This is a genomic window from Skermanella mucosa, from assembly GCF_016765655.2.
Classification (GTDB): Bacteria; Pseudomonadota; Alphaproteobacteria; order Azospirillales; family Azospirillaceae; genus Skermanella; species Skermanella mucosa.
In genome coordinates this window covers 4,324,783-4,337,254 of record NZ_CP086106.1, presented here as the reverse complement: position 1 = coordinate 4,337,254, position 12,472 = coordinate 4,324,783, and the positions used below count along the sequence as shown (strand labels likewise).

Genomic DNA, 12,472 nt, shown 5'->3' with positions numbered 1-12,472 from the left:
TCCTAACGGATCAAGTGGTGCGCGGCGACCCAGGCCTGGCCCAGGCTGAGGCCGCCGTCGTTGGCGGGCACCCGGCGCGGCACCAGGGCGGTGACGCCGTGCCGGGCGAAGCCTTCGATCAGGCCCTCGGTCAGCACGGCGTTCATGACGCAGCCGCCGGACAGGGCGATCTCGGCACCCTCCACGGCCGGCAGGGCCCAGTCGACCAGGGCGGCGGCCAGGGTGCCGTGGAACAGGTCGGCCCCGGCCGCGGGAGGAAGTCCCCGCAGCGCGTCGAGCAGCGGCATCAGGTCGAGCACGCCGCCGTCGATGGTCCAGCCGCCGGGCAGCACGGCGGGACGCGTGACCAGGGATTCCAGGACCATCGCGGCCTCTCCCTCGAAACCCGACATGGTGCGCACGCCCAGCAGGCCGCAGGCGGCATCGAACCAGCGCCCGCAGGAGGTGGTCGGCGGGCAGTTGAATCCCTGCTCCAGCATCTGGACCAGCAGGGCGGGGTTGCCGAAGCGCGCGAAGCGGTGCGCGATCTCGTCCCTCCGGCCAAGCCGGTGCAGGGCCGCCGCCGCCATGCGCCAGGGCTGGCGCGCCGCGGCGTCGCCGCCGGGCTGCGCCAGGGGGGCGAGGTGCCCCAGCCGGTCGCACCGCGCACCGTCCACCAGCAGCAGCTCTCCCCCCCGGCTGTCGCCGTCGTCGCCCAGGCCGAAGCCGTCGAGGGCAAGGCCGACCATCGGGCCGGAGCGGCCGTATTCGGCCGCGACCGCCGCCACATGGGCATGGTGGTGCTGGACCGGAATGCAGGGCAGGTCGAGCGATTCCGCGTGGCGGGTCGACAGGAAGTCGGGGTGCAGGTCATGGGCGACCGCGACCGGTTCGACCTCCAGTATGTCCAGCAGATGGGCGATCGTCTCCTCGAAGAAGCGCAGCGTCGCGGCATTCTCCAGGTCACCCAGATGCTGGGAGAGGAAGGCCTGGCTTCCGCGGGTCACGCAGACGGTGTTCTTGAGGTGCCCGCCCAGCGCCAGGACCGGCGGCACCGGCCGGCCGAGGGGAATCCCGAGGGGAACGTAGCCCCGGGCGCGGCGGATCAGCATCGGCGCGCCGCCGATCACCCGCGCCACGCTGTCGTCGCTGCGGGCGACGATGTCCCGGTCGTGGGTGACGATGCAGTCCGCGATGTCGCCGAGCCGTTCCGCCGCCTCGGCGTTGCCGATCACGAGCGGTTCGCCGCCGGGGTTGGCGCTGGTCATCACCAGGGCGAACCCCTGCGGCGCATCCAGCCAGGCGGTTCCCGCCGGGCGTCCGGCCGCCTCGTGGAACAGCAGGTAATGCAGGGGCGTATAGGGCAGCATCAGGCCCAGCCAAGCCAGGTCCGGGGCGAGGTCGGGAGCGATCGGCGGGGCGGCCGTGCCGGACCGTGGGCGGACCAGCACCACCGGCCTCTCGGGTCCGGTGAGGAGCGCCGCCTCGGCAGAACCGATCTCGGCGATCCGCCGGGCCTCGGCCAGGCTCGCGACCATCATCGCGAAAGGCTTGCCGTTGCGCTGCTTGAGCGCGCGGAGGCGGGTGACCGTGCCGGGGTTGCCGGCGTCGCAGGCGAGATGGAAGCCGCCGAGGCCCTTGATCGCGACGATCTCCCCGGCACGGAGGCGTGCGACGATCTCCTCCACCCGGATATGGAGCCTGGGTCCGCAGACGGGGCAGGCGATCGGCTGGGCGTGGAAGCGGCGGTCGTTCGGATCGGCATACTCTTGGGCGCAGTCCGGGCAGAGCGGGAAGCCCGCCATGGAGGTCTGCGGCCGGTCGTAGGGTAAGGAGCGGGTGATGGTGTGGCGCGGCCCGCAATGGGTGCAGTTGACGAAGGGATAGCGCCAGCGCCGGGCGCCTGGATCGAACAGTTCGGCCAGGCAGTCCGGGCAGACGGCGGCATCCGGCCCGATCATGGTGCGCGCGGGACCGGCGGCGACGCTGTCGCGGATCTCGAACCCGCTCTCGGCGGGCTTGGGCGACAGCGCCTCGACCTCGATGCGGTCCACCTGCGCGAGCGGCGGGGCGCGGCTCGCCAAGGCGTCGAGGAAGCCGGCGGGATCCTGCCCCTGCACCTCCAGCAGGACGCCGTCGGTATCGTTCAGCACCCAGCCCGTCAGGCCGTACCGCCCGGCCAGTTCATGGACGAAGGGACGGTACCCGACCCCCTGGACCAAGCCCCGGACGCGGACGCGGGAGCGGCTTACCGGCATGGGATCGACGACCACGGCTCAGCCTCCGGTTTCGGCGGCGGCGATGCCGGCGGCGAGCCAGGCATACCACTGGTCCAACCCTGTCCCGGCCGTGGCGGAAACCTGGATGACGTCGAGCGACGGCTTGACCTGCCGGGCACTGGAGATCAGGCGCGGAACGTCGAAGCTGAGGTAGGGCAGCAGATCGATCTTGTTGACCACCATCAGGTCGGCGGTCGCGAACATGTCGGGGTACTTGAGCGGCTTGTCCTCGCCCTCGGTCACGGAAACGACGACGACCCGGCGGTTCTCGCCCAAGTCGAAGCCGGCCGGGCAGACCAGGTTCCCGACATTCTCGATGAACAGCACGCCGCCCACGGGCGGCGGCTGCGTCCCGAGCGCCAGGGTGACCATCTGCGCGTCGAGATGGCACCCCTTGCCGGTATTGACCTGGACAGCCGGCGCGCCGGTGGCACGGATGCGGTCGGCATCGAAGCTGGTCTGCTGGTCGCCCTCGATCACCGCCATGGGAATGCTCGCGGCGAGATCCGTGAGGGTCCGGACCAGCAGCGTCGTCTTTCCCGATCCGGGGCTGGACATCAGGTTGACGGCGAAGGCACGCGACGCCGCGAGGAGCTGCCGGTTGACGGCGGCGAAGCGGCCGTTCTTCGCCAGGATATCCTGCTCGATCCGGATCAGCCGCGTCGGGTGGTCATGGGCATGATGATGGGCATGATCGTGCTCGTGATGGTGATCATGGCCATGGGAGTGGCCGTGACCGTGCCTGTGGCGTACCACGGTGCCGTCGGGGGATACATGCTCATGGTCATGCTCCGCGCCGGTTCCGGGTTCGAGCCCGTCGATCCGGGTTTCCCCGGGGCCGCAGCCGCAGACGGTGCACATCACGAGACCTCCAGTTCTTCGACACGCAATTCGTCGCCGCCAACCACCATCAGCTGGTGGCTGCCGCAGGCGGGGCAGGGATCTCCCCGGGCCGCCAGGGTGACCGTTTGTGAGCAGGCCATGCAGAAGGCCTGTCCCGCCGGACGGTCGATCCGCAGCTCGGCCCCTTCGGCCAGGGTCCCCCGGGCCACGACGTCGAACCCAAACTCCAGGGCGCGGGGATCGACGTGGGAGAGCGCCCCGACGCGCAGACGGACCACCGCGACGCGGCTGAAGTGCTCCTCCGCGGCCCGGTCGCGGATGATGTCCAGGATGCCTTGGCACAGCGCCATCTCATGCACCGGCGCGTTCCTCCATCATCACGTGGCACGGGACGCAGGGGTCCAGCGCGGCGATCAGCAGGTCGACCCTCCGGCGCAGGCCGTCGTCGGCCGGCAGGCCCACCAATCCCCGGACGAAGGCGCCGCGCGGGTGGAAATTCCACTCGTTGGGAGCGACCGACCGGTAGGTGGTCACCGCTCCCCGGTTCAGCGCGATCCAGTGGGCGAGCCGGCCGCGTGCCGTCTCCGCCGAGCCCGCGCCGGAGCCCGTGATCCCCTGGACGGAGTCCGGCGGAGCCGGCCGGACGGCTTCCAGCAGCCTCGCGGCGTCGCGCATCCGGGCCGGCAAGCCCGACAGGTCGACCAGCCGTGCCGCGAAACGCGGCAGCAGGCCGTTGCCGAAGCAACCGGTCAGGGCGACCATCAGCGGCGTGCCGGCGGCCCGGCCCAGGGCGCCGGTCTCTGCCGGCCCGCCGTCCAGGTCCGGGGCCGTGGCGAAGCCCGGATCGGCCGAGAGCCGGTCGGCGAACCAGCGGTCCGGCAGGCCGGGCAGCCTGGCTACCCCGCTACGCCCGAAGCCCGCCATATCGTCGGCCATGACGCGGCTGATCAGCCGGGCCGCCGTCGTGCCGGTCCGGCGGCTCCAGCGGGCGAGATCCTCGCCGTCCCGGATCTCCTCGAAGCCGGCACCGACCAGTGCCTCGACCGCGCCGGCGATATGGTCCAGCGCATCGTCCAGGGCGATGGCGTCGGGTTTGAGCGCGCCGCCGCCCGGCCGGGTCCAGTCGCGCGCGGGATAGAGCGATTCGGCAAGCGCCGAGACGCGGCGGCGGATCCCGAGAAGGATACCGGGGTCAGGTGCCTCCTCCATCAGGCGCGGCCACTCGATCGCCAGTTGCCAGGCGTGGCTGGCGACCATTTCGCCCAGTATCAGAATCTCGCGCGCCGCCTGATGCGCGCCCGCCGGGACGATGCCCGCCGCCGCCTCGCAGGCCCGGGCGGCGGCGACGCCCTGGGCGGTCCCGCACAGGCTGAACAGCATGGGAACCAGCGACAGGGCGTCGGCCACAGGGCGTCCCGCCAGCATGCGGTCGATGCCGGTTCCTCGCGACGATTTAAGGCGCACGTCGGCCACTGTGGAGTCGATGACCATGATCTGGAAAGAGAGGGTACCCTCGATGCCGGCGCGCGCGTTCATGGGGTCAGCCTCCGAAGCTGCCGCGCAGCAGATGGCGGCGGCTCACCTCGACCGGGGCGGGTGCCGGGGCCGCGGGCGCGGGAGGGGGTAGCGGGGATGCCTCGGCACCCGGTTCGGGTTCGAGCAGGGCCGCGAGCGCGGCCTCGGCGGTCTGAAGGGCGACGGCCTGCTCCTCGAACTCGAACATCGGGGAGAAGAGCGAGCAGTTCAGGATCGTCCCGACGCCGTCGAGACGGCCGGCGACGAACTCGTAGTCGCCGGACGGCAGGGTCCGGACTGATTTCACCCCGTCCCTCAGGCCGTCCCAGGCTCCCGGAACGCCGGGCACCAGGACGGCGTTCATGAACCAGGGCGTCACCATGATGCCGAGCCAGCCGTCGCCATATCGCCGGAAGCCGACCGCCTCGACGGCCAGGCGTGGATTGTAGAGCGGCAGGTCGGACATCACCGTTCGCGCGATCCGCCGATAGGCCTCGGCCAGCGCACCGGACGGGTCGCCGGGCGGCGACTCCGCCGGGGCGGCGGCCGGAGCGTCCAGCACCATGAACTTGTGCTTTTCCGCGTCGCAGGTCGGGCAGCGCCAGTCCTCGGGCAGGGCCGCGAAGGGGGTTCCCGGCGGGATCTGCCAGACCGGGTCGCCTTCGGCAGGGTCGTAGGGGGTCCAGCAGATGCCGCATTCCAGCCGCGCGTCCGGGGCGATCCGCGCGGCGTCGCCCAGGAACGAGCCTTCGAACAGGTTCCGGAGTGCCGGGGACGCCGAGGTCATTGGAAATAGGCCTCCAGGATCTCGCCCAGCCGCTCGGCGCTGTCCTGGAAATCCTCGTCAGCCGCCGACAGGGCGACCGGGACGTCGCCGATCTCCATGGTGTCCAGGATCACCGTGTCCATGGCGTTGAGGTACTGGACGCTCCAGACGTGGCGCTGGCCGGTTAGGGTGACGCGGCAGGTGCCGTAGCCGCGCGATACGGCCTGGACCGGCCCCATCCCGAGCGTCAGCTTGAGGAACGCCATGTCCGTCTCGTTCATGGGGAACAGGGTGAAGCTGATGACATGGTTGCGGTCGCCCTGGACGTAGGCCGCCGTGCGCGCCCGAAGCTCGGCCAGGACCGGCATGACGTTCATGCAGCCTTCGGGCGGATCGCCGATTTCCAACTGCGCGCGGGTGCCGCCCAGGGCGGCGGCGCGCACGACGCCGGGGACGTCCGCCACCTCGATATGGTCGCCGGCCAGGGCGCCTGCGGGACCGCCCGCCAGGGCGAACGTCTTGACCCGCCAGACGCCGGGCAGCACCGATTCCTGGATCTGGTACTCGCTGGCGCCCGACACGACGATGCCGACCTCGCCCTCGCCCAGGGCGTCGTCGAGCAGCGCCACCGCTGCCTCGTCCAGTCCGGAGAGCGGAAACAGCGCCGGGGATGAGTCGACCGTGAAGCCGTCGAGGGCCGCGCGAACCGCCATGAGGGTGCGCGCGGCATCCGCCAGCCCCGGCGTCGTTCCGGGCAGCGACAGCCGGTCGAGACGCCGCACGGCGGCCGGCATCCGCATCAGGTCCAGGGACTCGGCTTCCGGACCGCCCAGGAACACGCCGGTCGGCTGCTCTTCGTTTTCCCATTTCATCGGGTGGCGCATCGTGGTCGTTCCCTTCTCTGGCGGCGGGTTTCGGTCAGGGGCCCGGCGGCGCGGCTTCGAGGAAGATGCGCGTCTTCTCGACATAGCTCCGCCAGTCCTGGATCCGGGGGATCAGGCCGACGAACTCGCCCTGGTGCATATAGACGAGGGTGGGCACGACCAGCACGCCGAAGCGAGGCTTGAGCGCGGCCTCGGCCGCCTGGTCGACGATGCCGACGCGCAGGCGGCCCGGAAACACCGTGTTGAGCTCGCGCAGGACGACGGCGACATCGTTGCTTTCCGGCCGCTGGCGCGGATCCCCGGTGAAGAAGAGGATCGCCATTCCGCTGCCGTCCAGGAAACGGTCCACCGTCCCTTCGGTGATCACCGGGCAGTTCTCGATCGCGATCAGGCGTTCGATGACCGTTGCGGGCATCAGGCTTTTCCTCGTGAAGGGGCGGGCTGCTGCTCGCGGAGATGGTCGGGAAGCTGGGGTTCGCGGCCGATCAGGTCGGCGAACAGGTGCTCGAAGGGATCGCCCCGGCCGGCCGCCTCCAGCGCGTCGAGGGCGTCGTTGATCAGCGGGACCTCGGCCTCGTCCAGGGTGCGGATCGCGGTGTCCACATGGACCATGACCCAGGCGCCGACCGGCAGTTCGCCGGTCAGCAGCAGGCTGACCCGACGTTCCTCGCCCCGGCCGGCGCACAGAGCGGTCAGTCCATTTTCGGAGCGGACTTGCATGGGGATGCCGATGCACATGGCCGTTCGGCTCCGATCAGGCGAAGAAGCGGGAGTCGCCGACGCGGCAGGCGTCTTCGGCGGAGGGGCGGCCGGCTTCGTAATCGGCGAGGCCGATGCCGCCGTGCAGCAGATGGTCGGCAGCGCCGGTCCGTGGCGTCGCGGGATAGCCCCAGCGCTCCAGTTGCTCGACCGCGATGGCCAGGGCGGGCTCGATCCGGGCCCGGACCGGCGGGGTCAGGCTCCCGCCGTAGTCTTCCAACTCGACCGCCTGGACGCCGATCAGCAGGATGTCGTCGAGGGTGCCGCCCAGCAGCTCGGCGGCGCTCAGCACGTCCTGGAAGCCGGTCTGGTGCAGGCTCATCTTCTTGGCGCCGGTGAACTTGGGCACCTCCTCGCCGCGCACCAGCTTCAAGGTCCCCGGCTCCTCGCCGTAGTCGATCGCGTCGAACACGATGACCCGGCGGGCGGCCTTGACGTAATGGACGAGGTAGAGGCCCTGGGTGCCGCCGTCCATCACCAGCACGTCGTCGGGAAAGCTCCAGCGGCGGTGCAGCTCTTCCACGCACCGCACGCCGAAGCCCTCGTCGGCCCAGAGGATGTTGCCGATGCCCAGGACGAGGACGGGACGACCGGTTTCGATGCTCACTTGCCGTCGTCCTTGAACATCCGCCAGCCGCTGATCATGGTGCTGATCATGCTCTGCCGGCTCATGATGTCTTCGCGGATCGCGGCATAGACGTGGATGATCACGAAGGTGACGATCACCCACATGCCGAGATGATGGATCGTGTGCAGGTTCTGCGAGTTGCCGACCAGCGGGATCACCCAGCCGAACAGCGTGTCGAACCAGCTGTCCTGACCCGCCCCCTCGGAGTAGAGCGCGAAGCCGGTGACGATCATGAAGATGCTGCCGACACTGTAGATCGTCACCATGGCGAGCTGGGCCAGCGGGTTGTGGCCGATATATTTCTTCGGGTAGTCGCGCATGAAGGCGTACCACTGCGCCTCGACCAGCACTTCCCGCCAGAACTTGCCGGACCAGAACGGCAGGACGAACATCTGGCGGGCATGCACGTTGCCGACGAAAGCCCAGTAGATCCGCCCGGCCATGCCGATCGCCATCACGTAGCCGGCGGCGAAGTGGGCGAAGCGGATATAGCCCATCAGGTAGGCGTCGCTCGCCTCTCCCGGCTGGGAGCCCGGCGGCGAGCCGATCAGGTAGCCGGTGACGGCGAGCACCAGGATCGCGACGGCATTCACCCAGTGCCACAGGCGCACCGGCCACTCGTAGACGTAGATGGCGGTCTGGCGGACCTGCAGGTGGTTCCGCGCGGTCGCGAGATCGGCGATCTCGTCGTCGGCGGAGGATGGTGCCGGGGTCTTGTCGACATGCGCGGTCATGGGGGCGTTCCTCCGCTCAGCGCACGGTGACTTCGGTGAGTTCCCTGCCGTCCGGCGCGATCACGTGGGTCGAGCAGGCGAGGCAGGGGTCGAAGCTGTGCAGGGTGCGCAGGATCTCCAGCGGCTGCTCCGGATCGGCCATGGGGGTGTCGAGCAGCGAGGCCTCGAACGCCCCGATATTGCCCTTGGTGTCGCGCGGGCTGCCGTTCCAGGTGGTCGGGACGACCGCCTGGTAATTGGCGATCTTGGTGTTCTCGATCCGGATCCAGTGACCGAGCGCGCCGCGCGGCGCCTCGGTGAAGCCGACGCCCTTGGCCGACTTCGGCCAGCTCGACGGGTCCCACTTGGCGGTGTTGGCCGTGGTCTCGTCGCCGGCCTTGATGGTGCGGACCAGCTTGTCTTGGAAGTAGCGCAGCTTCTCCGCCGCCCAGGCGCATTCCAGCCCGCGCGCCGCTGTGCGGCCCAGGGTGGAGAACAGGGCGGTGACCGGGACGTCCAGGGCCTTCAGGAGCTGGTCGACCGGCTCTTTGAACTCCGGCTTGTTTTGGGCATAGCCGATGACGTAGCGGGCCAGCGGCCCGACCTCGACCGCGTGGCCCTTCCAGCGCGGCGACTTGATCCAGGAGTATTTCGCCCCCTCGTCCACCGCCTCGATCCGGGTCTTGGTGCCCTTGGCGTTGGGGCCGAGCACGTAGTTGGGCTCGGTCACGCCGTCCCAGGGGTGGAGGCCCTTGGACTCGTCGGCGTACTTGTACCAGGAATGGTTGACGAACTCCTGCACCTGGTCGGGCGCCCTCAGGTCGATCTCGTGGATCTCGTCCAGCTTGCCGTTGAGGATGACGCCGCGCGGCAGCATCAGGCTCTTGTCGGAATAGTCGTTCGCCCGCTCCGGGATGTCGCCGTAGGACATCAGCGACGTGCTGGCCAGCCCGCCGCCGTACAGCCAGTCCTTGTAGAAGCCGGCGATGGCGATCAGGTCCGGGATATAGACCTGGTTCACGAACTCGATCGACTGGTCGATGATCGACGATACCAGATTGAGCCGTTCCATGTTGATGGCGCCGACGCCACCGGTCCCGTCGATGTTGATCGGGCAGGGCACGCCGCCGACCAGCCAGTTGGGGTGCGGGTTCTTGCCGCCGTAGACCGTGTGGATCTTCACGATCTCCTTTTGGAAATCGAGCGCTTCCAGGTAGTGGGCGGTCGCCATCAGGTTGGCTTCGGGCGGCAGCTTGTAGGCGGCGTGCCCCCAGTAGGCGTTCTTGAACGGGCCGAGCTGGCCGCTCTCCACGAACTTGCGCAGCCGGGCCTGGATGTCGCGGAAATATCCCGGCGACGACTTGCCCCACGAGCTGATGCTCTGGGCCAACTCCGACGTGGCCTTGGGGTCGGCCTTGAGGCCGGAGACGATGTCGACCCAGTCGAGCGCGTGCAGGTGGTAGAAATGGACCAGATGGTCGTGGACCTGCAGCGTCAGCTGCATGATGTTGCGGATGGTGTTTGCGTTCTCGGGAATCTTGATGTCAAGCGCGTCCTCGACCGCGCGGACCGATGTCAGCGCGTGGGTGCCGGTGCAGACGCCGCAGATCCGTTCGGTGAAGGCCCAGGCGTTTCGCGGATCGCGACCCTTCAGGATGACCTCCAGCCCGCGCCACATGGTGCCGGTGGAAACCGCGTTGCGGATCACGTTGTCGCCGTCGAGGTTGACCTCGACGCGCATGTGCCCCTCGATCCGAGTCACGGGATCGACCACCACCCGGCGGCCGGCATTGTCCAGGGAGAATCCGTTCGGCGTCGAAACGGTTGCCATCGCGCTGTTCCTCTAGTCCTTAGATCTTCGCGTTCACGGGTCCGGGCGCTTGTTCCGGGGGCGGACCAGCGGTCAGTCGTGCGGAGTGGCGGGGGCCTGGGTCTCGCCGGCCTTCATGCGGGCGCGCTTGACGGCGCTGACGGCGGCATGGGCCGCGATGCCGGTGCCGATCACCCCCGCGACGGCGCCGCCGACCTGATCGGCGTTCGCCTCGATGCCGAACTGCTTGATGTTGGTGAGGCGGTCGTAGAACGAGCCGTTGTCCCAGAAGCCGTCCTCGGAACAGCCGATGCAGCCGTGGCCGGACTGGATCGGGAAGGAGACGCCGGCGTTCCACCGGGTGGTCGAGCAGGCGTTGTAGGTGGTCGGCCCCTTGCAGCCCATCTTGTAGAGGCAATAGCCCTTCTGGGCCTGCTCGTCGTCCCACTGCTCGACGAACTGGCCGGCGTCGAAATGGGGCCGGCGGTAGCACTTGTCGTGGATGCGCTGGCTGTAGAACATCTTGGGCCGGCCCTGGCGGTCCAGTTCCGGAATGCGGTCGAAGGTCAGCATGTAGGTCACCACGCCGGTCATCACCTCGGCGATCGGCGGGCAGCCGGGCACCTTGATGATCGGCTTGTCGGTGATGACCTCGTGGACCGGGGTGGCGCGGGTCGGGTTGGGCTTGGCCGCCTGGACGCAGCCCCAGGACGCGCAGGAGCCCCACGAGATCACGGCCATGGCGTCCGAGCAGACTTCGCGGAGCTGCTCGACGAACGGCCGGCCGCCGATGATGCAGTACATGCCGTCCTCGTTCAGCGGCGGATTGCCCTCCACCGCCGCGATGTAGCGGCCCTTGTACTCGTGGCGGATCTCGTCGAGGATCGCCTCCGCCTGGTGGCCGGCGGCGGCCATGATGGTGTCGTCGTAGTCCAGGCTGATCATCGACAGGACGACGTCCTTGACCAGCGGGTGCGCGGAGCGGATGAAGCTCTCCGAGCAGCAGGTGCATTCCAGCCCGTGCAGCCACAGCACCGGGATGCGGGGCTTGGTCTCCATCGCGTGGGCGATGCGCGGCCCGAAGGCCGGCGCCAGTCCGAGGGAAGCCGCGGTCAGCGAGCAGAACTTGAGGAAGCTGCGGCGGCTGATACCCTGCCGCCGGATCACGTCGTAGAAGGTTTCCACCCTGGCCATAGGCCTGTTCCTTTCGCTTGTACCCGATCCGCCTTGCTCCCGACGGCCCCGATCGACGTCCGCGGCGGAATGCCCCGCAGAATGCCGCCGCTTCCCGAAATCAGGCCTCTAACCGAACGCGACCCTTGCTTTCCGTCGCTGTCCCGGCGATTCCTTGGTCCGGGCCTTCCCCTGCCAGCCAGGTCATAGACAATCTGTCTTATGTCTTTGGCTCACATTGATCTGGATCAACCGCGATTGGGCAATTTTTGTTAAAATATCCACCCTTGCTGTCGCCGTCCCGGTCCAGGTCACCTGCTGGCCAGTTGCCTTCTGGCAAGGTTGCGCATTGGCGGCTTCAATTCTTTCTTCAGGAGACGATCACATGAGGCGTACAGGTCTCGGACTAGGGCTCGTGGCGGCCGCGCTGGCGGCCATGCCGATGGCGGCGTTCGCACACACGGGGCACATGGAGCCGGGCGGGTTCATGCACGGCTTCGAGCATCCGCTCGGCGGCCTGGACCATCTGCTCGCCATGGTCGCGGTCGGCCTGTGGGCCGCGCAACTGGGCGGCCGGGCGCTCTGGGTGCTGCCGGAGTCGTTCGTCGTGACCATGGTGCTGGGCGGGCTGGCCGGCATGGCTGGGCTGCCGCTGCCGTCGGTCGAGCTGGGCATCATCGGTTCGGTGCTGGTGCTGGGCGGGCTCGTGGCGTTCCAGCCGAAGCTTCCGCTGGCCGCCTGCGCCGCGATCACGGCGCTTTTCGCGGTCTTCCACGGCTACGCGCACGGCGCCGAGATGCCGGCGGCGGCCTCGCCGTGGCTGTACGGCATGGGCTTCGCGCTGGCGACCGCGCTGCTCCACGGCGCCGGCATCGGGGCGATCCTCGCCATCCGCAACGTCGCCCGGGGTACGGCCGGAACGATCGCGGTGCGCGGCAGCGGCGCGCTGGTCGGCATCGGCGGGGTGGCCCTGGTCCTGATGGGCTGACCGGAGCGGCCCTTTCTCCGCCGCTCCGGTCCCGGGCGCGGCGGATCCGTCTGTCGCAAACCTCCTCCCTTCGCGGGGAGGAGGTATCTTTTTGCCATCTCCTGCTGGCGGATCATTTACGAAAGATTCATTCGC

At 69.2% G+C, this 12,472-nt stretch carries 13 protein-coding genes; 1 reads left to right on the top strand and 12 read right to left on the bottom strand.

Features of this window, described 5'->3' with window-relative positions; translation table 11 throughout:
* Positions 1–2: 2 nt before the first annotated feature.
* From hypF to JL100_RS20065, 12 genes are all read right to left on the bottom strand, one after another.
* The gene (gene hypF, locus JL100_RS20120) at positions 3–2,252 is read right to left on the bottom strand and encodes a carbamoyltransferase HypF (RefSeq protein ID WP_228420805.1); all 2,250 of its coding nucleotides are present in this window, start codon (positions 2,250–2,252) and stop codon (positions 3–5) included.
* Between the two features lie 3 nt (positions 2,253–2,255).
* Complete coding sequence (gene hypB, locus JL100_RS20115; protein ID WP_202684259.1) at positions 2,256–3,119, bottom strand: hydrogenase nickel incorporation protein HypB; 864 nt, start codon at positions 3,117–3,119, stop codon at positions 2,256–2,258.
* Entirely contained in the window at positions 3,119–3,451 is a 333-nt protein-coding gene (gene hypA, locus JL100_RS20110) for a hydrogenase maturation nickel metallochaperone HypA (RefSeq protein ID WP_211113180.1), read from the bottom strand. The genes hypB and hypA overlap by 1 nt, the downstream gene beginning before the upstream one ends.
* A gap of 1 nt (position 3,452) precedes the next feature.
* The gene (locus tag JL100_RS20105) at positions 3,453–4,637 is read right to left on the bottom strand and encodes a nickel-dependent hydrogenase large subunit (protein WP_202684257.1); all 1,185 of its coding nucleotides are present in this window, start codon (positions 4,635–4,637) and stop codon (positions 3,453–3,455) included.
* A gap of 4 nt (positions 4,638–4,641) precedes the next feature.
* The gene (gene hybE / locus JL100_RS20100; protein WP_202684256.1) at positions 4,642–5,403 is read right to left on the bottom strand and encodes a [NiFe]-hydrogenase assembly chaperone HybE; all 762 of its coding nucleotides are present in this window, start codon (positions 5,401–5,403) and stop codon (positions 4,642–4,644) included.
* Positions 5,400–6,266, bottom strand: a complete 867-nt coding sequence (locus tag JL100_RS20095; RefSeq protein ID WP_202684255.1) for a hydrogenase expression/formation protein — start codon at positions 6,264–6,266, stop codon at positions 5,400–5,402. The genes hybE and JL100_RS20095 overlap by 4 nt, the downstream gene beginning before the upstream one ends.
* 34 nt (positions 6,267–6,300) lie before the next feature.
* Complete coding sequence (locus JL100_RS20090) at positions 6,301–6,681, bottom strand: thioredoxin domain-containing protein (protein WP_202684254.1); 381 nt, start codon at positions 6,679–6,681, stop codon at positions 6,301–6,303.
* Positions 6,681–7,004 (bottom strand): HypC/HybG/HupF family hydrogenase formation chaperone, encoded by a 324-nt coding sequence (locus tag JL100_RS20085; protein ID WP_202684253.1) that lies wholly within the window; start codon positions 7,002–7,004, stop codon positions 6,681–6,683. Before JL100_RS20085 ends, JL100_RS20090 begins: the two co-directional genes overlap by 1 nt.
* 16 nt (positions 7,005–7,020) lie before the next feature.
* Complete coding sequence (locus JL100_RS20080; protein ID WP_202684252.1) at positions 7,021–7,632, bottom strand: HyaD/HybD family hydrogenase maturation endopeptidase; 612 nt, start codon at positions 7,630–7,632, stop codon at positions 7,021–7,023.
* Complete coding sequence (cybH, locus tag JL100_RS20075) at positions 7,629–8,387, bottom strand: Ni/Fe-hydrogenase, b-type cytochrome subunit (RefSeq protein ID WP_202684251.1); 759 nt, start codon at positions 8,385–8,387, stop codon at positions 7,629–7,631. Before cybH ends, JL100_RS20080 begins: the two co-directional genes overlap by 4 nt.
* A gap of 16 nt (positions 8,388–8,403) precedes the next feature.
* Positions 8,404–10,197, bottom strand: coding sequence for a nickel-dependent hydrogenase large subunit (locus JL100_RS20070; RefSeq protein WP_202684250.1), 1,794 nt, complete (start codon positions 10,195–10,197; stop codon positions 8,404–8,406).
* Positions 10,198–10,269: 72 nt separating this feature from the next.
* A complete protein-coding gene (locus JL100_RS20065) occupies positions 10,270–11,370 on the bottom strand; it encodes a hydrogenase small subunit (protein ID WP_202684249.1) in 1,101 nt (366 codons plus the stop codon).
* Positions 11,371–11,734: 364 nt separating this feature from the next.
* Between JL100_RS20065 and JL100_RS20060 the strand changes: the two genes are divergently transcribed.
* Positions 11,735–12,337, top strand: coding sequence for a HupE/UreJ family protein (locus JL100_RS20060; RefSeq protein WP_202684248.1), 603 nt, complete (start codon positions 11,735–11,737; stop codon positions 12,335–12,337).
* Positions 12,338–12,472: the final 135 nt, after the last annotated feature.